Raw genomic sequence first — 22,009 nt, 5'->3', positions numbered from 1 at the left:
GGTATTTTTCAATCTTTGCTGCATAAAGCTTTTCCCTCTAAACCAAAATATAAATCTTGTAATTTGGTATTATCGGGTACATATAATTGATGCCTTGGATTGCCTTTCACTGTAAGCTTGCCACGGCATACCCACTTCCTATCAGGGGCAATAGCTAGAATTTCCTTTAAGCAATCTTTCAAATATTTTCTTTTCTCTATGGCGTTCCCCCAAGAAGCCAAGGTTAAAGCATTAGGGTATATATTAAAAACACTTCTTATAGCTTCATAGTTTTTTTTATTCAAATCATCATCAGCTTTTTCATGCATATCATTAGGATTTGTCGCCCTTTGTGGGTAAAGATTTAGCATTATCCAACCGTCACAATTATTTTCCGATGCAATTTTTCTTATTTTTAAGATAGTTGGATCATCTTCTTTATCATTGGCTGTACTTGGATTTATTCCAAAGCATATAATAGGATTGGCTCCGGACTGCCCCAAAATAAATCGTGCTTTATCATCACCCACATACAAAACTTTGCCATTAGCCTTTCCTTTTATAAAGCTTTCAAATGAGTCTTTTTTAGTTCCATTTTTATTATCATTCATTCTATGCTATTCTCCTATCTGTTTTTATTATACTTTAACCCTATTCCCACTACCTTCTAAAGAGATCTCTAAGCTTTAACTTATCAAATGCCAACATCGCCCGGGCTGACCGGTACAAATCATCTTCCTCAATAATTTTTCTTTTGCTCAGCTCATTTAACAGCTTTTCATAGCCTATATATGCCCTTGGTACTTTTGCTATTCTTTTTTCTGCTGTATATATCACACATGGGTAAGCCAATGCCTCATTTATAATCTTTGCAGTAGTTATATCAAACCAAAAATATTCTTTTCTTTTTAGAGGAAACCTTGTTATTTCTATTTTCTCATTGTCAATTTTTATCTTGGTAAGCAACGCATATAATCCCGATACTAATCCGACAGTCAAAAAAAATAATAGCAATATCCACCTTGCCATCTTGTCCGTCTCCGGATTATCTGACGGTAAAGCTTTGCCTAGCGCCCAAAAATATGTAATCCCTAAAACTATAGGCATAAAACTGAAAAACAAATATACTAAACCCGGTCTTATTACTATTACATCATGCTTTGATTTCATTTTACCTCCCACCACCGGATTCTCACCGGTTTCATATATATTTTTTCTTTACCACTTACTTTAATATTTATTTTAAAGCATTGTAAGCTGTAAATCAAAGGCATTTGTTATTTTGCCAATGCTAAAATAACAAATACAACCATAATTTTTCATTCGGCATAAAAAATGGATTTAAAATCTACCCACTCCAATACTTGACAAAGAACCAAAAAAGCTGCCCCCAAACAGACTAAATATCTATTTGGTGACAGCACCTTTACTCATTATATATAAATCACTTACCAAGTCTTGCCCTTCCCAAGGCATCAGTGGCGATGATAGCCGCATACAGTTCATCAGGTGTTACATCACCTGCAAGGTTATGTATAGTTTCACCCTTTACACAGGCATTTTTAGATATTATACGGATTTCTTCATCTGTAAAATCTCCCAGTTCAGAAAGTGTTATAGGAAGCCCTACTTCAAGACAGAAATTCTGTATATCCTCAAATTCAGCCTTATCAGCACACTCCAGTGTAAGCTGTATCAAAGTACCGAATGCTACACAATTGCCATGATATGCCTCATGTCCACCTAATGAAGTAACTCCGTTGTAAAATGAATGTGGCGCCGCACAGTTTACATTATCCGCACCTACACCTGAAAGATAAACCGTTGCCTCGATAATGGCATCCAAAGCCGGAGTCACTACATTGTTCTCACAGGCGGTTATAGCGGCTTTTCCATATTTTCTCAATGTATCATAACATGTCTTTGCAATAGACATACCTGCCCTTGTAATTCCACCGCTTTCCAGACTTGGCGACTCTGTACGAAGTGAAGCCCTACCCTCAAAGTAAGTACCCAGAGCATCACCCATACCTGCAATCAAAAACTTTACAGGTGCCTTGGCTATAACACTGCTGTCAACTAAGACTGCATCCGGATTTTGCGGATAGAAAAGATATTTATTAAAACTTCCGTCATCATTGTATATAACGGAAAGTCCCGTACAAGGTGCATCTGTGGCTGCAACTGTAGGTATTATAACAATCCTCTTGCCCATATAATATGCTGTCGCCTTGGCTGCATCTACTGCCGAACCTCCGCCTACCGCAACAACTACATCAATCTTATCCGTTTCTACAATATCCTGCATTTTCTTTATTTCACTGATACTTGATATTCCACCAAAAACTTCATATCTGCGATAGTCTTCTTTTCCCTCAAAGCTCTTTTCAAGATCCTCATGGCAACTGTTGTAGCCACTTTTAGAACACACAAACAGCCATCTTTTACCCATATACTCCATTTCTTTATGAAATTGAAGTAGAGCTCCTTTTCCCTGTACATACTTTAGTGGTGCACGCATCATCCTTAAACGTTCCATAACAAACCTCCATTACTTGATTAAGCCTTGAAATAATGTCAAAACTTTAACATTTACTGCTATAGAACATTTTAACACATAGAATTTATTTTTCAAATAATTTTAATAATAAAAAGCAGCCGATTCTTAGATCAACTGCCTGAATTATATCGTATATAATATTAAAATAGTATTTCACAATTTGTATCTGCTAAAGCGATTTTACACTTTCTTCAAATTCCTGCTCTGTATCAACAAACCTATATGGTTCATACTCTCCATAAGCTGACGGTCTACTTATAGTAACCAATTGTATATTATCAGCGCCCATTTCTTTTATTATCTTTTTTTTGAAATCAACTAAATGTTTCCCATGAGAAGTCTGTAGCGCTATACTACCTATACCGTCAGCCTTCTTTGCAACAAGATAGCACATATTCTAAAGCCTCCCTAAACTCACTTTCTGTTCTGATTTTACCATTTTCATATTCTTTTCTCAATGTAAAACCTATATTGTTATCGTAATTTTTCTTATATGTATATTTATGTAACCAATTATTTATTTGGCGATCATAAAACGTATTATATTGAATCTCTATCGGATAATGATAATTACTTTCCTGAAAATATATATGTACTCCCCGATATCCATCATCATTTGCCTTACCTTTTGACATATCCGCAATTCTAATACCATCAAATTTGCCTATACTTAACAATGGTTTATAATCATCACATAAAGTACGAAATCCCAACAAATCATCAAATACCTTTCTCGCCTGATGATCCGGGAAATATCTATCATACTTTCGCATTGCGGATTGAATACTTTTAATCCTATAATCTGTAGCAATATTATAAAGCAAATCACATGAATCATACCATGCGTTTACATTATATATTTCATCCATTAATATCTTCTTGTCAAAATAATGCAGATTCTTTTTTAGATTTATTCCTAATTCAGATTTATACGATAATCTACTCAATAGTTCCGGTGATAGACCATCTTTTTTCAAAATTTGATTAATCATCTAATTACTATCCTCTTATTAATATACTATAATACTTATATTGATTTTTATATAAAGTACTCTATCGTCTTTTCCGGTGTCTTTTCAGTCCTTTTATTGTAGAGTATTACCGCCTCCCTGTTTTCAAACTTTCCAAGAGCATATAATAAATCCTGCTCCCTGTTGAAATATCCAAAAGGCACTATACGATTATATTTTAGCGGCTGATTAAGTACCAGCTTTACATCCCCCTCAGGAAGAAAGTGGGTATAGATATCATCACCGAACTCCTCCTCATAATATGGATCAAACATATATATTTTTTTCTCATCCACACCTGTCAGCAGAGCATAATGTGCTACATCATAAAAAAGTCTTACCACCACGACGCCATTTCTTTTCAAGGCATCATTGATACGACTGCTATTACCTATAAAAACCTGTTCACCTGTAATATATTCACTTTTAACATCCAGCTGCCTTATCTGTCTGAAACGATTCAGCCAATTACTTAAAAACATCATTGCCATGGGGGATGTACCGCTCTTGCCCGGATGCCCCTCATTACTATAGCAATCCAGTGTATAGAGCATAATATTTCTAATAACTTCCGGCGGAATCTCCTCCCTTTCAAATAGAAAGCTCAGTGCATTAAGCATTGAAGTAGGACCGCAGTCATATTCGGATAATTGATAATGTAATGGATTTTTCATTGTACACCTTTCTTGCTATATCAAAGTCTTAGCAAACCTTTATTATAATACTGTCAAAACTTATACAAATTCATTTATAAATATTCCTCTGACCTTATTTATAGCATCCAAAGATTTTTTAGCACTACTTATATCGGAAAAATTTATAAACCTGCATTTTGCCTCACTTACATATCCAAAAATCCATGAAGTAAAATCCGCTATATCAAACTCTACAAAGCTCTTATCCCCCATATCCGATATTCCCGTAATCTTTGATGAAAACTTATCCATTTCTATTCTGAAATAAGAATCTTGTGAATCTATAATATTGTCATTGATTTTTATAATAATATCTATCTCCTCATTTGAGGTGAAATTTGATAAAAGCTCCACTATATCAGTGATTCTTATCATGATATTATCCTTGCCATACTCCCTTTTTGAAATATCCGATGAAACTATCCTCTCCTTAAGTTCCTGCTTTTTAATACCCCAAAATGACTCTACTGCCACTATGCCTTTTTTATCACTATATATATTTATAAATCCGTTTTCAGAAGCTATCTCCTTTAACTCTCTTATAAAATAAGGCAAATCCCTGTATGTGTATACATCATTATCCTTTGAAACTTCCTTATTTATAAAATCAAGTATCTTACCTGCAAGCTCTTCATCAGCTTTTATGCCACTAATCACCTGCTTTTTATAGCCTGATAAATCTGCATTATACTCATTTTTACCTGCGACAAAGGAAAAATCAAATGGCAGATAATAGTCCTTATTTGCAGGAATCAGATATGTAAAAGGAATATTTGTACTATTCATATCCATAAGAGCTTTATTTAAAAGCCTCCTCATAAATCCCTGCCTTTTAAATTCCTTACCTGTTGCCACAGCCACTATATAATCCAATTTATACTTTTTATTAAAAAGCGATATTGTATAAGGATTAAGCATAATCATTGATTTGACATTTTCATCTTCTATATCTGCCAAAATCCTGTTATCCTTCAACTTTTCCTCATAATAATAATTTACAAAACTGTCCGAGTCTTCAAAAAAAGCCTCTTTATACAGAGGCTTAGTAAATATTTTTTCTTTTGGTTCCAAATATTTTATCATAGTATTACCTTTTTTGCTCTACATAGTACTTCAAAGCATAACCCACCGGATAATAACTCTGCTTCGCATGGCGAAGTCCTTCAAGTCCAAGATCGTCTTCACGATTAACCAGACTTACATCAGGGAACTCATGCATTAAAAACTCCTTATTAATAGCCTGATACAGACCGTTTATCTCAGGATTTGCCTTTTCAATATGTATTACAGCCATATCTTCAAGTGCATTATAACTTCCTATAGAAAATGCCTCCATCTTACCGTCGATATATATTGCTCCCATCTTTATGTTCAATCTGGTACAATTTCTTAAAATATCGTGGATTCCTTCCACCTCAGGGTCAAGATGCTTTTCCACCTCAGCTCCCTTTGTTTCTCTCCACTTATCAAGAAATACAAATACATCATCTCTATCTGTAGGATTACATCCCAAAACTCTGTATTCATATCTGTCACCGAAGTTTTTTATAAAATTATTGTAATGATTTTTTTTCTTATGAAGCTTCTTTCCGGACAGACTCCTAAGCTTTTCGCCCTCATAAAGATAATCCTTTGCATCTTCATCCAACCTTACAATAAACTTATCCTCAGGCAAATTCAATACCTTTATTCCTTCCTCATCTGCCAAACGTATCTTTAAAGGTAAGTCCAATACTTCATTAAAATACCCTACTATCAGATCGAAACAATACTCAAGATCCTCTTCCTTACAAAGAGGCATAGCGGAAAAAGGTCTATCCTCATCCCCCATAAGCCAAAGAAGCCCGACCTCTTCATCTCCTCTCATTGCAATAGCTGCTCTTACATTGTAATAATCTTTCCATATAAAACTCTCAAGCCCGACACTGTCACAGGTTCTGTTATGCCTGAGTCCGTAGAATTTACTATATACCGGCATATCCGCCGCTTCCAATTGTTTAAAATTTAATTTTTTATAGTCCATATTTTAATTATATTTATTTTTCTTCTTTTGTCAAATAAAAGTATTTTATAGCAGGCTATAGCATGCCTGTATCAAAGCCTTCAATATTTATTATATTTATTTAACTCCAATATAATGCTTTTGCCATTATACTATATTATGATAAAATAGTTATAAGATTTAAAACCTCTACTAAGCAAAGCTTTATATAAGGAGTATATATGAATGAATTAGAAAATCTGCGTGAGAAAATTGATAATATAGACAAAGAAATGATTGCCCTCTTTGAAAAAAGAATGGATGTAGTATGTGATATTGCAAAGTATAAGCAAAAAAACAATCTCCCCATATTAAATCAAGGCAGGGAAGATATCGTTATATCCAAGGTAAAATCAATCATAAAAAACAATGACTATACCGACAGTGCCGCCGCCTTTATCAAAGAGAGCATGGAAATCAGCAAAAATTTACAACAAAAAATAATTCATCAAGAAAAAAATCTATAAAAAATTCAGGCTTTTATTTATACTTCCCCTGTTGCAGTATAAAATAAAAGCCTGTATCTTTAATCTTCCTTTGCCCATCCAAAGGCGTATTTTACCGCCTTTTTCCACATTTTGATTTTTTCATTTCTCACATCATCACAAATATTCGGCATAAATATCTTTTCAATGCTTCTGCTACCTCTTATATCATCTATACTGTTCCAAAATCCAACAGCAAGCCCTGCCAGATAAGCAACTCCAAGTGCGGTCGTTTCCACGCATTCCGGACGCTGCACACGCACATTACAAAAATCCGCCTGTGTCTGCATCAAAAAATTATTTGTGCTTGCACCACCATCCACATTTAACACACTTACTACTATTCCCGAATCCCTTTCCATCACATCCAGTACATCTCTTACCTGATAAGCCATTGATTCCAGCGTAGCTCTTATTATATGATATTTATTAACTCCTCTGCTAATCCCTACTATAGTTCCTCTGGCATATTGATCCCAGTAAGGTGCTCCAAGTCCTGTAAATGCCGGAACAACATAACAGCCATTGGTATCTTCCACCTTTGTTGCCATATATTCAGAGTCCGCGGACGAATCAATCAAACGCATCTCATCCCTAAGCCATTGTATTGATGCACCTGCTACAAATACAGAACCCTCCAGCGCATAGTTTATCTTTCCGCCAAGTCCCCATGCAATGGTAGTCACCAGTCCGTTATCTGATTTTACAGGACTTTCCCCTGTATTCATCAGCAGAAAACAACCTGTACCGTAAGTACTTTTTGCCTCTCCCCTCTCAAAACAGTTTTGTCCAAAAAGTGCCGCCTGCTGATCACCTGCCACTCCTGCAATCGGAATACTGTGCCCAAAAAATGATGAATCGGAATATCCATATACGCAGGAAGATTCCTTTACCTGAGGCAACATTGACATAGGTATACCCAGCAAATTCAATATCTCTTCATCCCATTCCAGTGTATGTATATTAAAAAGCATAGTTCTTGAAGCGTTCGAATAATCAGTTACATGCACTTTTCCATTTGTAAGTTTCCAAATAAGCCAGGTATCTACCGTACCAAAGAGCAGCTTTCCCTCTTTTGCCTTTTCTCTAGCCCCTTCCACATTGTCAAGAATCCATTTGATCTTGGTTCCCGAAAAGTAAGCATCCGGCATCAGACCTGTCTTTTCACGAATCATATCCGTATATCCACTATTCTTTAACTCATTACAATAATCTGCAGTCCTTCTGCACTGCCACACTATTGCCCTATATACAGGAATACCGGTTTCCTTATCCCAAACTATGGTTGTCTCCCTCTGATTTGTAATACCGATAGCCGCTATATCAGAAGCAGATATTCCCGGTTTTGCCATTGCTTCCACCGCCACACTCAGCTGAGTGGACCATATAGTGTCCGCATCATGCTCCACCCATCCCGGCTTTGGATAATGCTGTGTGAACTCCTTTTGTGCCAACCCGCATATCTCACCGCTATGATTAAAAATTATACATCTACTGCTTGTAGTGCCCGCATCAAAAGCCATAATATACTCTGCCATAATTTTATTCCTTCTTGTTATCTTTTTTATATTTAATCTTTCTTATGTAATGGTTCTCTTCCACTAAAATCATTTACAATATAATCTGCCAAATCTCAGGTGAATACATCATAGAGCTGATACCTATCTCATCGGGATCCTCATCATCCTTGGCAACAACCTGAAGGTACATAAAATCTATATTACCACCATCTGTCTTTACAACATAATAAGTTTCAATCCTTTTTATTCCCTTTTCTTTATCTTCTGTGACTACCGGAAAATTTCTGTCATACTTGACACTCTTTGACTTTCCCTTATACCTCTTTAGTAGTAATGCAATCTTAAAGTCCATATCTTCTATGCTCTCTCTTGCATTCTTTGAAAACAGTGCCTTCAGTGCATCAGCATTTTGATCATCCATTGCAGCAATCACCTTGTCTTTGTATTCTTTCTCCTCAGGTGGTTGATTATCATTTTGGGTAACCTCACTCTTAAAGTCACTTACTATATTTTTAGCAATTAAACCGGCAGATAACACAAGTACAGATATTATCATAATACATAAGGCTTTTTTCATATTTTAGCTACTCCTTGCTTTTTATCCGATTTGAAAGATTATAGTCGTTATCATATATATATTTCTTTGATTCAATGATTTCCCTTAGTAATCTAACCAATTCTTCATATCCTGTATCCATCAAAATCTTTAAATATCAACAAATGTATTTAAAACTATCTCCACTTCTTCCACTCCAATACTCGTCAATATCTGTTATAATATTTACTAAATCCTCCCTACTTTTATTTAATCTATACTTAAATAGATCATAATTATTCTCTGCATTTACCATGCCTGCAATATTTGATTTAATTTCCATATTCTTATCTCCTATTCTTAGTGTCCAAACGCATAGATATCATATCCGTCCTTTTCTTTATCCACATCATCCTTAATAAACTCCCCTTCTCCAATTGCAAATATAGCTATTCCTACATTATTTTCATGAAAGTCATCCACAGGTATAATCACCATGGCAATTTCTAAGCTTGATCTATGTAATTCTCCCTCCTTAGGATCTGCAAACTCTATAGTAGTATTAGCATATACCTCTTTATAGATTTTACCCATATCAGCTCTCGACTGATAATTGTTATTCCAATTTAGTTTATACCTTATTATAGAAGATGGCCATGGCCATCTCTCATTTTCTCTAATAATTTCATCTATCTTTTCATCAAAATTATCTATCTTACTCCTTGCATGCTCAGGAAATAAACTCGCTAAAAGTTCTCTATCATTAGTATTCAATGCTTCTACTATTTTTTCTATATACTTATTTACAACTACAGCTTCACTATATATATAATCATCTATTTTATCAGAATCGTGTATATACCTTGCAATATCAACTACTGAGGTACATCCTGTAAGCAAACATACTATTAAACAAAATATAATAATTTTAATTCTCATTAATTCCTATTACCACCTTCCCATTTCATTACGGCATTGCGATGCACAAAATCAAGACACCAATTATCATTTATCTTATCTACATTATGATCATCAAATTCTGCCGTATGTACAAACTGTTTCCACATAATCCTTGCATCATCAAAGTCAACCATTCCTACCATTATTGCCGATATTTCCCGCATCAAAAAGTCATAATATATTCAGCCATACTTGCGCCTTCTACATTAATCTTCTCTTGTTAACGGTTCTTTCCCACTCAAATCTAAGGTAATACATTTAAAGTCAAAACCGTACTCTAAACCTATAACTTCATAACATTTATATTCCATATTAAATATTTCAACTAATCTTTCACCGAAATTTTCTTCATTAATAGGATTGTTTTCATCATATCCCACCTCATTTGCAAACTCACCAAAATATCCGCCTTTTGAAAAATTTGTATTAAAATTCCTTATAGCATCCTTTGTATAATTTACATCTACAGGCCTATGGCGAGTCAATATTTTATATGTTGGGTAAACAGCATAAGCTGTTCCCTCAATTAAATGCATATCCGTATCATATACAACTGTATATGTGGCACAAAGTTCGAAAATATCAGAAGTCGATTCTAAACGATAAAGCCTTCTAATAAATGTCAGTGTCGACAAATATTTCAGTGAAATATGATCTGTTACATCACGATCGTCCAGGCTTCCAATCATTACACCATATATACGCATATTTAAATTCTTATACCTGCCATATACATTTACATTTCCAAACTTTATAAATGCTTTATACATTGTATAATACAATGAAATATCTCTACTATCACCCTTAACTGCCCTTATAATATATTTCTTATTATCTCCGCTATGTGATTTTGCCATTATAAGATTATTATCAAATTGTCCTATACTTGAAAATATTTGAAACAGCTGTATCATATTGTGGTAGTACCTTATATCTGTATCTCTACGGTCTTCATCCACTATTTTATCTATACCCTCCATATAATCAACCGTATATTTGCTTAAAATTTCAAACGCTTTAATAATCTCTTCTACTTTTTCATTTTTTCTATACAGCTTATCTCCGATATCAATATATCTTTTATAACCAAGTACTCCAAAATCTCTGTCAAAACAATAGTCTAACGCAGTATTCAATAATTCTGTGCCTTTATCTAAATCTTTTGTCAGGATTCCTGCTACTATAAGATATTCCATTCTTGTTTTCTTATCATCACCTAAATCATGCTCAAGAATATTTTCTACGACTTGCTTTTCACCTTGTTCATCATTTATCTTTTCAAGTTCCCTAAGCCTTGACTCACACTCGGCATCATCCTTTGAATAATAACTTGCTACCGCCCAAATATCCCTTATATCACACTCTTTTGGAAGTTCGGATAAGTTTCCAAGCTCGTCTATATTGTGGTATATATTTCCATCCCAATTGTATCTTGCACCTTTCCATATTATTTGGTTTGCTATCACATTATAATTGGAAATAAATACCTCATACATACCGGTCAGCACATTAACTACACATACAATCAGTATAAACCTAAGCAACCAATATATCCGCTTTTTATACTCTAATTTCATCTATGTCTCTCCTAACCGTAAAACCCGGTTTATAAACACTATCGCTCTCGGAAATTCCCTTTTAATCTTTCTTATGCAACGGTTCTCTTCCGGTAAAATCATTTACAATACTATCTATACCAATATTATATCCTATATACAAAAATCTATAAATTTTCTCTTCCATATTGCAAAGTTCATCTATCTTCTCGCCGAAATTTTCCAATGTCAGTTTATTATTCTCATCATAGCCGACATCATTTGCAAACTCTTCCAAATAACCACCTTTTGAAAAATTTGTATTGAAATTTTTTATAGCTTCTATTGTATCTACATAGTGACTGTCAGGAGATGCAACTACATTGTATATATCAAAGTAACTATACACCGGAAGTACAGGATAAAATCCGTAGCTTAAGCCCTCAAGCGTATGTATATCCGAATCATATACAATCACATAGGTACCACAAAGTCTAAAAATTTCAGATACAATTTTTAGACTGACTAACTTATCATTTACCATATCAGTTGCAGGACTTTTTAATGATATATAATTTGTAATATCAAAATCATCCAAATCTCTAATTGATACACTCTTTATTATCATATTCAGATTCTTATATCTTCCGTATATACTGATATGTCCAAGATCTATAAATGATCTGTATTTTTTGTAGGATAATACAATATCATAATTTTCTTTTATAGATGTCCTAACAATATATTTCTTATTATCCATCCCGGGATATGATTTTGCCGCTAGAAGATTATCGTCAAAATATAATAAACTTGAGAATGTCTGGAATAGTTGTATCATACGATGATAGTATACCGTTTCAGTTGCACTTTCATCCCCATCTTCTGATTTGGGCATCACAATTGCACGATCAATTGTATATTTGCTTAAAGTTTCAAATGCTTCTATGATTCTTTCAATCTTCCCGTTCTTTTTATAGAGCTTATTTCCGATATTAATATACCTTTTATATCCCATGAATCCATAGTCACGTTCATAGCAATGTTCAAGAACATTATCAAGCAGTTCCGTGTCGTTACCAAGACTTCTTATTAGGCAACCGTCCACTATCAGGTACTCCATCATAGTTTTTTTATCATCTCCTACATCTTTAGACATGATATCATCTACGATAGCCTTTACTCCCCCTTCATCATATATATTCTTAAGTTCCTTCAGTCTTGTGTCACACTCACTGTCATTCTTTGCATAATAACTTGCCACCGCCCAAATATCTTTTACATCACAATCTGTCGGTATATCCACCAAATATTTAATCTCATCTATACTGTGATATCCGGTCTCGCCCTTATTATATCTCTCGCCTTTCCATATGATTTGGTTTGCATTTGCATTTTTGATTGAAGTACAAAACTCATAGAATCCGGTCAGCACATTGATTACACATATAATAAGTATAAACCTCAGCAACCAATATATACGCTTTTTATACTCTAATTTCATATATGCCTCTCCTAACCGTAAAACTAGTCTATAAACACTATTGCTCTCGGACATTCGTTCTTCACGCTCTTATCTGCGTTAAGATGATATAACTGTACCCTTCTAAGCTTATTAAAATCCCTTACTTTATTTAGATTATCAAGGACATGTTCCTCATCATACATACCGATATCTTCCTCATTATCACCCATATATGTCAAGATAATTGTCTCAACATTCTTGAAATATTCAAGGTCACTTACATCCTTAACATGGTAGTCCTTAAAATTGATTGATAAGAAGTTCATCTTCTTTAAATCCTTTTTCCAAATGATACCCTTGATAGGCTTCTCTCTTTTATGTGCCAGAGACATACGGTTTTTCCCCATAGTATCTCTTACCGCTCTAAGAAACTCTGCATCCTTAAAAAAAGCTATTCTGCTCACCACAATCATACATATTATTGTAAATATTCCCAAGTAAAATGATAATGTATAATTCATTTCCATATTTCCTTTCCGTTAAACTTCTCTTGCAGACTTACCATATTATTTGTGTATTAAGAGGACTCTATACTTTTACTTATTGAAAGATTATAATCATTAGTGACCAAATGCATAAATATCATACCCATCTTTCTCTTTATCTACACCATCTGTACTGAAATACCCATAATCTATAGCAAATATAGATATCCCAATATTATTTTCATGAAAATCATCTACAGGTACTATTACCATAGCAATCTTTAAGCTTGGTCTATGTACTTCTCCCTCCTTAGGGTCTGCAAACTCTATAGTGGTATTAGCATATACCTCTTTATAGATTTTACCCCTATCAGCTCTTGATTGATAATTGTTATCTTCATTAAGCTTATACCTTATTATGGAAGACGGCCATGTTTCATTTTCTCTAATAATTCTATCTATCTGTTCATCAAAATGGTCTATCTTACTCCTTGCATGCTCAGGAAATAAACTCGCTAAGAGTTCTCTATCATTAGTATTAAATGCTTCGACTATCTTTTCTATATACTTATTTACCACTTTTGCTTCACCATATATATAATTATCTTTTTTACCGGAGTCATGTATATATCTTACAGTTTCAACTACTGATGTACATCCTGTAAGCAAACTTAATATTAAAATCCCCATTAAAACTTTAATTTTCATCAGTTTTTATTTCCTCCTTTCCACATTTTATTAAAGTCAACCATTCATACCGTTATTAAATTCTTAAAATATATTTCAATCCTTTATTTAAACTATATATCTGATATTACTTAACATATTATTTCTATATTAACAGAACTCCTATGTCTTTTTCATAGGAGTTCTAAAATACCTACCTGCTGCTTTCTGTGGTCATAACCTCATCAGGATCTACGTAGTCAGCCCAAAACGGATTATCCACCCACAGATAATATCCTCTGTTGCTGTCATCCATAGTAATCTGCCAAATCTCAGGTGAATACATCATAGAGCTGATACCTATCTCATCAGGATCCTCATCATCCTTGGCAACAACCTGAAGGTACATAAAATCTATATTACCACCATCTGTCTTTACAACATAATAAGTCTCAATCCTTTTTATTCCCTTTTCTTTGTCTTCTGTGACTACTGGAAAATTTCTGTCATACTTGACACTCTTTGACTTTCCCTTATACCTCTTTAGCAGTAATGCAATCTTAAAGTCCATATCCTCTATGCTCTCTCTCGCATTCTTTGAGAACAGTGCTTTCAATTCATCAGCATTTTGATTATCCAACGCAGCAATCACTTTATCTTTATATTCTTTCTCCTCAAGCGGCTGCTTATCATTTTTTGTAATCTCACTCTTTGCACCGTCCACTGTATTTTTAACACTTGAGCAAGCTGATATTAAAAAGACTGATGCAATAATAAGGAATATTATTTTCTTCATACTTTTACATGCTCCTTACTTTGTATTTGATTTGAAAGATTGATATCATTATGATCAATAGCTTCCTTCGCAACTGCAATCTCATTTCCAAGATTATCTAACTCATTGTATCCTAAATCTAACAATATTTTCAAATACCAGCATATATATTTAAAACTGTCTCCACTTCTTCCAATTCAGTAGTCATCAACATCCATCATAATATTCACAAGATCCTCTCTAATAGACTGCATTCTTTTCTTAAATCTACCATAATTATCAACTTTCTTTATCATTTCAGTAATATTTGACCTAATCTCCATCAAATTTCCCTCCTATAATCATCGTCCAAATGCATATATATCATACCCATCTTTTTCTTTATCTACATTTTCCTTATTAAAACCTTCATACCCCATTGCAAGTATAGAAATTCCAACATTATTCTCGTGAAAATCATCTACAGGTACTATTACCATAGCAATCTTTAAGCTTGGTCTATGTACTTCTCCCTCCTTAGGGTCTGCAAACTCTATAGTAGTATTAGCATATACCTCTTTATAGATTTTACCCCTATCAGCTCTTGATTGATAATTGTTATCTTCATTAAGCTTATACCTTATTATGGAAGACGGCCATGTTTCATTTTCTCTGATAATTCTATCTATCTGTTCATCAAAATTGTCTATCTTACTCCTTGCATGCTCCGGAAAGAGGCTTGCTAACAACTCCCTATCATTAGCATTAAATGCTTTTACTATCTTTTCTATATACTCATTTGCCACTTTTGCATCACCGTATATATAATTATCTATTTTATCAAAGTTATATATATATCTTGCAGCCTTAACCACCGAGGTACATCCTGTAAGCAAACTTAATATTAAAATGCTTATCAATATTTTAATTTTCATTAATTTTTGTTTCCTCCTTCCCACTTAATTACAGCATCACGATATACAAAATCAAGGCACCAGTTATCATTTATCTTACCTCTATGCCTCATATCCAAATGCGTAAATATCATATCCATCTTTTTCTAAATCTAATTTATCACTTAAAAAATGTAAATTTAAACTATCTATGGCAAATTTTGATATTCCAACATTATTCTCATGAAAATCATCAACCGGTCTAATCAGCATATAAATCTGTATCGGAAAATTATACTCTCCACCATCATCTGCAAATTCTATAGTTGTTGATGCATACACCTTCTTTTGAAGTTTTCCTTTATCTGAAGTTGATTCATAGTCGTTATCTTCATCTAATTTAAATCGTATAATTTTGCCTGAAAACTTATTACTATTATAACCCCTAAATATATTATCTATCTTTTCGTCAAAATTATCTATCTTACTCCTTGCATACTCCGGAAACAAACTTATCAGAAGTTCTCTATCATTCGTATCTAGTGCTTTTACAACTTTTTCTATATACTCATTTGCCACTATTGCATCGCCATATATATAATTATCTATTTTATCAGAGTCATGCAAAGATCTTGCAATATTTACTACCGATGTACATCCTGTAAGCAAACATACTACTAAAAATGCGACAAAAACTTTGAATTTTATCAATTTTTATTTCCACCTTTCCATTTCATTATTGCATTGCGATGCACAAAATCAAGACACCAATTATCATTTATCTTATCTATATTCGTATCATCAAATTCTGCTGTATGTACAAACTGTTTCCACATAATCCTTTCCTCATCAAAGTCAACCATACCTACCATTATTGCCGATATTTTCCGCATCAAAAAGTCATAATATATTCAGCCATACTTGCGCCTTCTACATTAATCTTCTCTTGTTAACGGTTCTTCCCCACTCAAGTCTAATGTAATACAGTTAATATCAACATCATACTCTTCACCTAAAACTTCATAACATCTATATCGCATATTAAATATTTCAACTAATCTTTCACCGAAATTTTCTTCAGTAATAGGATTGTTTTCATCATATCCCACCTCATTTGCAAACTCACCAAAATATCCGCCTTTTGAAAAATTTGTATTAAAATTCCTTATAGCGTCCTTTGTATAATTTACATCTACAGGCCTATGGCGAGTCAATATTTTATATGTTGGGTAAACAGCATAAGCTGTTCCCTCAATTAAATGCATATCCGTATCATATACAACTGTATATGTGGCACAAAGTTCGAAAATATCAGAAGTCGATTCTAAATGATGAAGTCGTCTAATAAATGTCAGTGTCGACAAATATTTCAGTGAAATATGATCTGTTACATCTCGATCGTCCAGGCTTCCAATCATTACACCATATATACGCATATTTAAATTCTTATACCTGCCATATACATTTACATTTCCAAACTTTATAAATGCTTTATACATTGTATAATACAATGAAATATCTCTACTATCACCCTTAACTACCCTTATAATATATTTCTTATTATCTCCGGTATGTGATTTTGCCATTATAAGATTATTATCAAATTGTCCTATACTTGAAAATATTTGAAACAGCTGTATCATATTGTGGTAGTATCTTATATCTGTATCTCTCCGGTCTTCATCCACTATTTTATCTATACCCTCCATATAATCAACCGTATATTTGCTTAAAATTTCAAACGCTTTAATAATCTCTTCTACTTTTTCATTTTTTCTATACAGCTTATCTCCGATATCAATATATCTTTTATAACCAAGTACTCCAAAATCTCTGTCAAAACAATACCCTAATACAGTATTCAATAATTCTGTACCATTATATAAATCGTTTGTCAGACTTCCGGCTATTATAAGGTATTCCATCCTTGTTTTCTTATCATTGCCTAAATCATGTACAAGAATATTTTCTATGACCTGCTTTTCACCTTGTTCATCATATATCTTTTCAAGCTCATTTAGCCTTGACTCACATTCACTATCATCCTTTGCATAATAACTTGCTACTTCCCAAATATCTTTTACATCGCAATCTTTTGGAATCTCTACTAAACTTTCAAGCTCATCTATCTTGCGGTATTTGTTTTCATCCCAATTATATCTTGCACCTTTCCATATTATTTGGTTTGCTATCACATTATAATTGGAAATAAATACCTCATACATACCGGTCAATACATTTACTATACATACAACAAGTATCAGCACTAAAGTAAGCCTTATCCTATTTTTGTACTTTAACTTCATACAAATCACTCCTTTATACTGTAAATCAGTCTATAAATACTCTTGCATTTGAGCATGCCGCTTTTACATCACTATTTATCTTCAGATGATATAACTGTACTCTTCTCAAGTTCTTAAAATTTTTCACAAAATGCCAATTTTCAAGTATTTTCTCTTCCTCATTATCACCCATATATGTGAGTATTATAGTTTCAACATTCTTAAAATGTCGCAAATCAGTGATATCTTTCACATGATAGTCTTTAAAATTTATAGACAGAAAGTTCATTTTCCTCAAAGACCTTTCCCAAATAATACCCCTTATAGGCTTTTCTCGTCTTTTTGCCAAAGACATACGGTCTTTACCCATAGTATCTCTCACAGCTCTCAAAAATTCTTCGTCCTTAAAAAATGCTATTCTTTCCATTAAAAATAAAAGAATAATTATTAATATGCCTAAATAAAATGTTATTGTATAGTCCATATTTCATTTTCCTTCCTGTTTAAAATCACGTGCATTTCAGTCATTATTATATGTTTATTTGTAAGCGCACAATAACATGATGCCTTGTATTCCATCAAAATCCATATGATAATAATATAAAATAAAAGTGCTCAAAATTAAAAGAGCACTTTAAGTTATAGTTTACACTCTTCCTGCACATCCATTGACCAGGGCATTAAATCTTCCAAAAGATCAGTATCAGACTGCCACTCAGTATCAGGCATGTACATGAGGAGATATTCCAGATATGTGTAGGCATTCAATCCATTTGCCTTTGCTGTTTCTACAATACTATAAACAATAGCACTTGCAGACGCGCCTTTTGAGGTGTCTGAAAATAGCCAATTCTTACGACCTACCGTAAATGGACGAATTGCATTTTCAGCAGTATTATTTGAAATAGCACATCTTCCATCAAGTAAATAATTCTCAAGATATGGGCGTTGATTCTTTGCATAGATGATTGCTTTTCCAAGGGCTGAACCTTTCAAAGCTGTTATAGAATCAATCCAACTCCAAAAAGCCTCAAGAACAGGTTTTTCCAGTTCCGGACGCTTATAATATCTTTCTTTGTATGTTAAGTTTTTTAGGCTGTCTTCAATATAAAACAACCTATTACAATAATCCCTTCCGATCTCTGCATGAGTAAGAGGTGCATCCTTTACTTTTTGAGAAGGAATTGCTTCTATAAACTTTCTCCTAAGATGTGCCCAGCATCCGCACCTGGTTATATCAGAAAGTTTATTGTAACCGGAATAACCATCACAATGAACATATCCCCTAAAATCTTTGAGAAATTTCACCGCATGATCACCATTTCTTGAAGGCTGATAGTCATAAATGATAATGGATGGTTTGCCATCATTTCCTGTTTTATATAGCCACATATAAGACTTTGCCTGCGGTGCTTTGCCTTCTTCTTTAAGCACCTGTACCGGGGTTTCATCACAGTGTAGGATATCACGCTCCAACAATCTTTTATGCAGATATTCCACTATTGGTTTTAGATAATCCTCACTACAACGGATTATCCAGTTTGCCATAGTTGAACGTGTTAAAGATATTCCCAATTGCTCCCAGTCTTTTTCCTGTCGATAAAGTGGCATACCATTTACATACTTTTTATACATAACATTGGCTACTGAACTTGGAGAAGCCAATGAATGATTCATAAGTGATGAAGGAGTATGTGCCTTCACTATATAAGGATGAGTTGTGTGTTTACATTTTGGGCATTCGTAAACCAACTGAATGTAACGAACAATTCTAAGTTTTGCAGGAATATACTCTAATTCTTCTCTTACTACCTTTTTACCAAGAACTTTAAGCTTTGTATTACACTGTTCACAGTATTGATCTTCCTCAACAAGACTACATAATACTTCACGAACAGGCAGATCTTTTAGAAGCTCATCCCTTTTTGTTTTGCAATTTTTACGTCTATAGCCTTTAACAGCTGTTTCAATTGGCTCAGATACTCTTGCATCTGCCTCCAGTTCTGCCTCATTGAATAAAGAAAGTTGACCTTCAAACTGCTTTTTAGAAGTCTTCTCACTTGAAGAAGCAAACTTCTCCTTTCGAAGCAATGAAAGCATTTCAGTAAGGTTTTTTATTTGATTTTGAAGGTCTTTTATGATGTTTTCAAGGTGCTCTATATAGGCATCTTTATTTTGCATTTTTGTATATTCCTTACTATTTTGATGATATAATTATACTACAAAAAGTGACACACATCCAGTGAAAATAAGGCTATATAACGATTTCATTTAGCAGAAAGCTCCCTTTTTAGCAGGAAGGATTGATGACTTTTGCTCAATTGCAAGTCCCTCCATCAGCCAGCGAAATTGTTGCCATGAAATTACTTTTAAATCACTTTCATTGCGTGGCCAGCGAAAACTGCCATTCTCCAAACGCTTATATAGCAGTACAAAGCCATCTTTTTCCCAAAGTAGTGCTTTTATGCGATTGCATCTTTTTCCGCAAAAAAGGAACAATGCTGATTGAAAAGGGTCCATTTTAAACTGCTGTAAAATTATAGCGGCAAGTCCGTCAATAGATTTTCGCATATCTGTATATCCACAGGCTATATAGATATTTTTAGCAACACTGATATCGCCTAACATACGCTTTTGAGTGCTGACAACACTGTTTGTATGGTTTGCAGACATGTTCCTTCATAAATTTCGACAGTAGCATTTTGTAAATGAATAATAACTCCGGCATTTGTAGACGGTAAAGGTGAAGTGATTTCTATCTTTTTGAAAGTTGTAGGATTTTCCAAAGATTCTGAGGGGATAGAAATAGTCTCACATAACTGCTCACGAAGACGCTTTAAGTTTCTGTAATATGTTTGCTCACATATACCATTTACTTTACACCAGGCTGCTACAGTCATTTTACTGGACTGACAGTCATTAATAAGTGCTTTCCATTGCTCTTGTTTTAAATGCCTTTTTACTTTTGTTACTTGATCCATAATTACCTCCGACTTGCATTACTATACAGTACTATACTTCACTATAACTAAATAGTACTATACACTTGTTGGTAACTATTATCTCATTATTTATAACTGAATATAAGGCATTATATTATAAGGCGCTTACGTTTATTTTATAAATATTTTTAACATATTTCAATGTTTTTATTAAAAATCAGGTATCGAATATTACCTGCCACATTATTTTTATATATTAAAAGAACCCCTATGCCTTTTCACATAGGGGTTCTAAACAATAATATTACTTTTCACTTTCTGTGGTCATAACCTCATATGGCTGTACAAAGTCAGCCCAAAGCGGATTATCTACCCAAAGATAATGTCCTCTATTGCTGTCATCCATGGTAATCTGCCAAATCTCAGGTGAATACATCATAGAGCTGATACCTATCTCATCAGGATCCTCATCATCCTTGGCAACAACCTGAAGGTACATAAAATCTATATTACCACCATCTGTCTTTACAACATAATAAGTCTCAATCCTTTTTATTCCCTTTTCTTTGTCTTCTGTGACTACCGGAAAATTTCTGTCATACTTGACACTCTTTGACTTTCCCTTGTACCTCTTTAGCAATAATGCAATCTTAAAGTCCATATCTTCGATGCTCTCTCTTGCATTCTTTGAAAACAGTACCTTCAAGTCATCAGCATTTTGATTATCCAACGCAGCAATCACTTTGTCTTTATATTCTTTCTCCTCAGGCGGCTGATTATCATTTTTGGTAACCTCACTCTTTACATCGCTCTCTGTATTTTTGACAATTGTACAGGCAGACAATATAAGTACTGATGCCATTATAAAAAACACTATTTTTTTCATTCTTTTAAATACTCCTTACTTTGTATCTGATTTGAAATATTATAGTCGTTATTATATATATATTTCTTTGACTCAGTAACTTCCTTTCGTAATCTAACCAATTCTTCATATCCTGTGTCCAGCAAAATCTTTAAATACCAGCAAATATATTTAAAACTATCTCCACTTCTTCCACTCCAGTAGTCATCAATATCTGTTATAATATTTACTAAATCTTCCCTACTTGTATTTAATCTATGCTTAAATACATCATAATTATTCTCTGCATTTGCCATGCCTGCAATATTTGATTTAATTTCCATGTTTTTATCTCCTA

The 22,009-nt window shown here is 33.6% G+C and carries 31 protein-coding genes; 1 reads left to right on the top strand and 30 read right to left on the bottom strand.

Going from position 1 to position 22,009, the window contains the following annotated elements:
• Window positions 1-8: 8 nt before the first annotated feature.
• From J4O15_RS06940 to J4O15_RS06905, 8 genes are all read right to left on the bottom strand, one after another.
• Window positions 9-590, bottom strand: a complete 582-nt coding sequence (locus J4O15_RS06940) for a DUF1643 domain-containing protein (RefSeq protein ID WP_208100184.1) — start codon at window positions 588-590, stop codon at window positions 9-11.
• Window positions 591-639: 49 nt separating this feature from the next.
• Window positions 640-1,149, bottom strand: a complete 510-nt coding sequence (locus tag J4O15_RS06935) for a hypothetical protein (protein ID WP_208100183.1) — start codon at window positions 1,147-1,149, stop codon at window positions 640-642.
• Between the two features lie 274 nt (window positions 1,150-1,423).
• Window positions 1,424-2,518: a glycerol dehydrogenase gene (locus J4O15_RS06930; RefSeq protein ID WP_208100182.1), complete on the bottom strand. Its 1,095-nt coding sequence runs from the start codon at window positions 2,516-2,518 to the stop codon at window positions 1,424-1,426.
• A 190-nt stretch (window positions 2,519-2,708) separates the two neighbouring features.
• Entirely contained in the window at window positions 2,709-2,933 is a 225-nt protein-coding gene (locus tag J4O15_RS06925) for a DUF6718 family protein (RefSeq protein ID WP_009220693.1), read from the bottom strand.
• Complete coding sequence (locus J4O15_RS06920) at window positions 2,905-3,531, bottom strand: hypothetical protein (RefSeq protein ID WP_208100181.1); 627 nt, start codon at window positions 3,529-3,531, stop codon at window positions 2,905-2,907. The genes J4O15_RS06925 and J4O15_RS06920 overlap by 29 nt, the downstream gene beginning before the upstream one ends.
• Window positions 3,532-3,578: 47 nt before the next feature.
• Window positions 3,579-4,223, bottom strand: coding sequence for a peptidase C39 (locus J4O15_RS06915; RefSeq protein ID WP_208100180.1), 645 nt, complete (start codon window positions 4,221-4,223; stop codon window positions 3,579-3,581).
• A gap of 60 nt (window positions 4,224-4,283) precedes the next feature.
• On the bottom strand, window positions 4,284-5,327 hold the full coding sequence (locus J4O15_RS06910; protein WP_208100179.1) for a GNAT family N-acetyltransferase: 1,044 nt from the start codon (window positions 5,325-5,327) through the stop codon (window positions 4,284-4,286).
• A gap of 4 nt (window positions 5,328-5,331) precedes the next feature.
• Entirely contained in the window at window positions 5,332-6,267 is a 936-nt protein-coding gene (locus J4O15_RS06905) for a DUF2156 domain-containing protein (protein ID WP_208100178.1), read from the bottom strand.
• A 200-nt stretch (window positions 6,268-6,467) separates the two neighbouring features.
• Between J4O15_RS06905 and J4O15_RS06900 the strand changes: the two genes are divergently transcribed.
• On the top strand, window positions 6,468-6,752 hold the full coding sequence (locus J4O15_RS06900) for a chorismate mutase (RefSeq protein ID WP_208100177.1): 285 nt from the start codon (window positions 6,468-6,470) through the stop codon (window positions 6,750-6,752).
• Between the two features lie 59 nt (window positions 6,753-6,811).
• Here the strand turns inward: J4O15_RS06900 and glpK are convergent, their stop codons facing one another.
• The 22 genes from glpK to J4O15_RS06795 form a co-directional block, all read right to left on the bottom strand.
• Window positions 6,812-8,308 carry a glycerol kinase GlpK gene (glpK, locus tag J4O15_RS06895; protein WP_208100176.1) on the bottom strand — a complete coding sequence of 499 codons (1,497 nt, stop codon included), beginning with the start codon at window positions 8,306-8,308 and terminating at the stop codon, window positions 6,812-6,814.
• A 73-nt stretch (window positions 8,309-8,381) separates the two neighbouring features.
• Entirely contained in the window at window positions 8,382-8,867 is a 486-nt protein-coding gene (locus J4O15_RS06890) for a DUF5104 domain-containing protein (protein WP_243761977.1), read from the bottom strand.
• 136 nt (window positions 8,868-9,003) lie between these two features.
• A complete protein-coding gene (locus J4O15_RS15915; protein WP_243761976.1) occupies window positions 9,004-9,168 on the bottom strand; it encodes a hypothetical protein in 165 nt (54 codons plus the stop codon).
• A 17-nt stretch (window positions 9,169-9,185) separates the two neighbouring features.
• Window positions 9,186-9,764, bottom strand: a complete 579-nt coding sequence (locus J4O15_RS06880; RefSeq protein ID WP_208100175.1) for a DUF5104 domain-containing protein — start codon at window positions 9,762-9,764, stop codon at window positions 9,186-9,188.
• A complete protein-coding gene (locus tag J4O15_RS06875) occupies window positions 9,764-9,949 on the bottom strand; it encodes a hypothetical protein (RefSeq protein ID WP_208100174.1) in 186 nt (61 codons plus the stop codon). The genes J4O15_RS06880 and J4O15_RS06875 overlap by 1 nt, the downstream gene beginning before the upstream one ends.
• A gap of 42 nt (window positions 9,950-9,991) precedes the next feature.
• The gene (locus tag J4O15_RS06870) at window positions 9,992-11,362 is read right to left on the bottom strand and encodes a hypothetical protein (protein ID WP_208100173.1); all 1,371 of its coding nucleotides are present in this window, start codon (window positions 11,360-11,362) and stop codon (window positions 9,992-9,994) included.
• Window positions 11,363-11,423: 61 nt separating this feature from the next.
• The gene (locus tag J4O15_RS06865) at window positions 11,424-12,821 is read right to left on the bottom strand and encodes a hypothetical protein (protein ID WP_208100172.1); all 1,398 of its coding nucleotides are present in this window, start codon (window positions 12,819-12,821) and stop codon (window positions 11,424-11,426) included.
• A 23-nt stretch (window positions 12,822-12,844) separates the two neighbouring features.
• A complete protein-coding gene (locus tag J4O15_RS06860) occupies window positions 12,845-13,303 on the bottom strand; it encodes a hypothetical protein (protein WP_208100171.1) in 459 nt (152 codons plus the stop codon).
• A gap of 99 nt (window positions 13,304-13,402) precedes the next feature.
• Window positions 13,403-13,975, bottom strand: a complete 573-nt coding sequence (locus tag J4O15_RS06855; RefSeq protein ID WP_208100170.1) for a DUF5104 domain-containing protein — start codon at window positions 13,973-13,975, stop codon at window positions 13,403-13,405.
• 172 nt (window positions 13,976-14,147) lie between these two features.
• Window positions 14,148-14,729: a DUF5104 domain-containing protein gene (locus J4O15_RS06850; protein ID WP_009220107.1), complete on the bottom strand. Its 582-nt coding sequence runs from the start codon at window positions 14,727-14,729 to the stop codon at window positions 14,148-14,150.
• Window positions 14,726-14,854, bottom strand: a complete 129-nt coding sequence (locus J4O15_RS16160; protein WP_279545590.1) for a hypothetical protein — start codon at window positions 14,852-14,854, stop codon at window positions 14,726-14,728. Before J4O15_RS16160 ends, J4O15_RS06850 begins: the two co-directional genes overlap by 4 nt.
• A 51-nt stretch (window positions 14,855-14,905) precedes the next feature.
• Window positions 14,906-15,031 carry a hypothetical protein gene (locus J4O15_RS16155; RefSeq protein ID WP_279545588.1) on the bottom strand — a complete coding sequence of 42 codons (126 nt, stop codon included), beginning with the start codon at window positions 15,029-15,031 and terminating at the stop codon, window positions 14,906-14,908.
• A gap of 18 nt (window positions 15,032-15,049) precedes the next feature.
• On the bottom strand, window positions 15,050-15,622 hold the full coding sequence (locus J4O15_RS06840; protein ID WP_208100169.1) for a DUF5104 domain-containing protein: 573 nt from the start codon (window positions 15,620-15,622) through the stop codon (window positions 15,050-15,052).
• Between the two features lie 81 nt (window positions 15,623-15,703).
• A complete protein-coding gene (locus tag J4O15_RS06835; protein WP_208100280.1) occupies window positions 15,704-16,288 on the bottom strand; it encodes a DUF5104 domain-containing protein in 585 nt (194 codons plus the stop codon).
• Entirely contained in the window at window positions 16,288-16,473 is a 186-nt protein-coding gene (locus J4O15_RS06830; protein ID WP_208100168.1) for a hypothetical protein, read from the bottom strand. The genes J4O15_RS06835 and J4O15_RS06830 overlap by 1 nt, the downstream gene beginning before the upstream one ends.
• Window positions 16,474-16,515: 42 nt before the next feature.
• Window positions 16,516-17,886, bottom strand: a complete 1,371-nt coding sequence (locus tag J4O15_RS06825; protein WP_208100167.1) for a hypothetical protein — start codon at window positions 17,884-17,886, stop codon at window positions 16,516-16,518.
• Window positions 17,887-17,911: 25 nt separating this feature from the next.
• Window positions 17,912-18,349, bottom strand: a complete 438-nt coding sequence (locus J4O15_RS06820) for a hypothetical protein (RefSeq protein WP_208100166.1) — start codon at window positions 18,347-18,349, stop codon at window positions 17,912-17,914.
• A 155-nt stretch (window positions 18,350-18,504) separates the two neighbouring features.
• The gene (gene tnpC, locus J4O15_RS06815; RefSeq protein ID WP_208100165.1) at window positions 18,505-20,046 is read right to left on the bottom strand and encodes an IS66 family transposase; all 1,542 of its coding nucleotides are present in this window, start codon (window positions 20,044-20,046) and stop codon (window positions 18,505-18,507) included.
• A 90-nt stretch (window positions 20,047-20,136) separates the two neighbouring features.
• The gene (tnpB, locus tag J4O15_RS06810) at window positions 20,137-20,538 is read right to left on the bottom strand and encodes an IS66 family insertion sequence element accessory protein TnpB (RefSeq protein ID WP_009219909.1); all 402 of its coding nucleotides are present in this window, start codon (window positions 20,536-20,538) and stop codon (window positions 20,137-20,139) included.
• The gene (gene tnpA / locus J4O15_RS06805) at window positions 20,487-20,846 is read right to left on the bottom strand and encodes an IS66 family insertion sequence element accessory protein TnpA (RefSeq protein WP_009219910.1); all 360 of its coding nucleotides are present in this window, start codon (window positions 20,844-20,846) and stop codon (window positions 20,487-20,489) included. Before tnpA ends, tnpB begins: the two co-directional genes overlap by 52 nt.
• 265 nt (window positions 20,847-21,111) lie before the next feature.
• Entirely contained in the window at window positions 21,112-21,693 is a 582-nt protein-coding gene (locus J4O15_RS06800; RefSeq protein ID WP_208100164.1) for a DUF5104 domain-containing protein, read from the bottom strand.
• Window positions 21,690-21,995 (bottom strand): hypothetical protein, encoded by a 306-nt coding sequence (locus J4O15_RS06795; protein WP_208100163.1) that lies wholly within the window; start codon window positions 21,993-21,995, stop codon window positions 21,690-21,692. Before J4O15_RS06795 ends, J4O15_RS06800 begins: the two co-directional genes overlap by 4 nt.
• Window positions 21,996-22,009: the final 14 nt, after the last annotated feature.

The organism is Lachnoanaerobaculum sp. Marseille-Q4761, from assembly GCF_017565785.1.
Classification (GTDB): Bacteria; Bacillota; Clostridia; order Lachnospirales; family Lachnospiraceae; genus Lachnoanaerobaculum.
The sequence above is the reverse complement of the archived record's forward strand: the minus strand, read 5'-3'. Positions and strand labels throughout refer to the sequence as shown.

Bases quoted from the DNA above. Each gene is read 5' to 3' on its own strand.
- J4O15_RS06880 (WP_208100175.1), bottom strand. From the start codon at position 9,764: ATGAGAATTAAAATTATTATATTTTGTTTAATAGTATGTTTGCTTACA.
- J4O15_RS06850 (WP_009220107.1), bottom strand. From the start codon at position 14,729: ATGAAGAAAATAATATTCCTTATTATTGCATCAGTCTTTTTAATATCA.
- J4O15_RS06855 (WP_208100170.1), bottom strand. From the start codon at position 13,975: ATGAAAATTAAAGTTTTAATGGGGATTTTAATATTAAGTTTGCTTACA.
- J4O15_RS06915 (WP_208100180.1), bottom strand. From the start codon at position 4,223: ATGAAAAATCCATTACATTATCAATTATCCGAATATGACTGCGGTCCT.
- J4O15_RS06840 (WP_208100169.1), bottom strand. From the start codon at position 15,622: ATGAAAATTAAAATATTGATAAGCATTTTAATATTAAGTTTGCTTACA.
- J4O15_RS06930 (WP_208100182.1), bottom strand. From the start codon at position 2,518: ATGGAACGTTTAAGGATGATGCGTGCACCACTAAAGTATGTACAGGGA.
- J4O15_RS06830 (WP_208100168.1), bottom strand. From the start codon at position 16,473: ATGCGGAAAATATCGGCAATAATGGTAGGTATGGTTGACTTTGATGAG.
- J4O15_RS06820 (WP_208100166.1), bottom strand. From the start codon at position 18,349: ATGGACTATACAATAACATTTTATTTAGGCATATTAATAATTATTCTT.
- J4O15_RS06920 (WP_208100181.1), bottom strand. From the start codon at position 3,531: ATGATTAATCAAATTTTGAAAAAAGATGGTCTATCACCGGAACTATTG.
- J4O15_RS06940 (WP_208100184.1), bottom strand. From the start codon at position 590: ATGAATGATAATAAAAATGGAACTAAAAAAGACTCATTTGAAAGCTTT.
- J4O15_RS06890 (WP_243761977.1), bottom strand. From the start codon at position 8,867: ATGAAAAAAGCCTTATGTATTATGATAATATCTGTACTTGTGTTATCT.
- J4O15_RS06860 (WP_208100171.1), bottom strand. From the start codon at position 13,303: ATGAATTATACATTATCATTTTACTTGGGAATATTTACAATAATATGT.
- J4O15_RS06925 (WP_009220693.1), bottom strand. From the start codon at position 2,933: ATGTGCTATCTTGTTGCAAAGAAGGCTGACGGTATAGGTAGTATAGCG.
- tnpB (WP_009219909.1), bottom strand. From the start codon at position 20,538: ATGTCTGCAAACCATACAAACAGTGTTGTCAGCACTCAAAAGCGTATG.
- J4O15_RS06870 (WP_208100173.1), bottom strand. From the start codon at position 11,362: ATGAAATTAGAGTATAAAAAGCGGATATATTGGTTGCTTAGGTTTATA.
- J4O15_RS06795 (WP_208100163.1), bottom strand. From the start codon at position 21,995: ATGGAAATTAAATCAAATATTGCAGGCATGGCAAATGCAGAGAATAAT.
- J4O15_RS06900 (WP_208100177.1), top strand. From the start codon at position 6,468: ATGAATGAATTAGAAAATCTGCGTGAGAAAATTGATAATATAGACAAA.
- J4O15_RS06800 (WP_208100164.1), bottom strand. From the start codon at position 21,693: ATGAAAAAAATAGTGTTTTTTATAATGGCATCAGTACTTATATTGTCT.
- J4O15_RS06910 (WP_208100179.1), bottom strand. From the start codon at position 5,327: ATGATAAAATATTTGGAACCAAAAGAAAAAATATTTACTAAGCCTCTG.
- glpK (WP_208100176.1), bottom strand. From the start codon at position 8,308: ATGGCAGAGTATATTATGGCTTTTGATGCGGGCACTACAAGCAGTAGA.
- J4O15_RS16155 (WP_279545588.1), bottom strand. From the start codon at position 15,031: ATGGAGATTAGGTCAAATATTACTGAAATGATAAAGAAAGTTGATAAT.
- J4O15_RS06905 (WP_208100178.1), bottom strand. From the start codon at position 6,267: ATGGACTATAAAAAATTAAATTTTAAACAATTGGAAGCGGCGGATATG.
- J4O15_RS06825 (WP_208100167.1), bottom strand. From the start codon at position 17,886: ATGAAGTTAAAGTACAAAAATAGGATAAGGCTTACTTTAGTGCTGATA.
- J4O15_RS15915 (WP_243761976.1), bottom strand. From the start codon at position 9,168: ATGGAAATTAAATCAAATATTGCAGGCATGGTAAATGCAGAGAATAAT.
- tnpC (WP_208100165.1), bottom strand. From the start codon at position 20,046: ATGCAAAATAAAGATGCCTATATAGAGCACCTTGAAAACATCATAAAA.
- tnpA (WP_009219910.1), bottom strand. From the start codon at position 20,846: ATGGATCAAGTAACAAAAGTAAAAAGGCATTTAAAACAAGAGCAATGG.
- J4O15_RS06865 (WP_208100172.1), bottom strand. From the start codon at position 12,821: ATGAAATTAGAGTATAAAAAGCGTATATATTGGTTGCTGAGGTTTATA.
- J4O15_RS06935 (WP_208100183.1), bottom strand. From the start codon at position 1,149: ATGAAATCAAAGCATGATGTAATAGTAATAAGACCGGGTTTAGTATAT.
- J4O15_RS06875 (WP_208100174.1), bottom strand. From the start codon at position 9,949: ATGCGGGAAATATCGGCAATAATGGTAGGAATGGTTGACTTTGATGAT.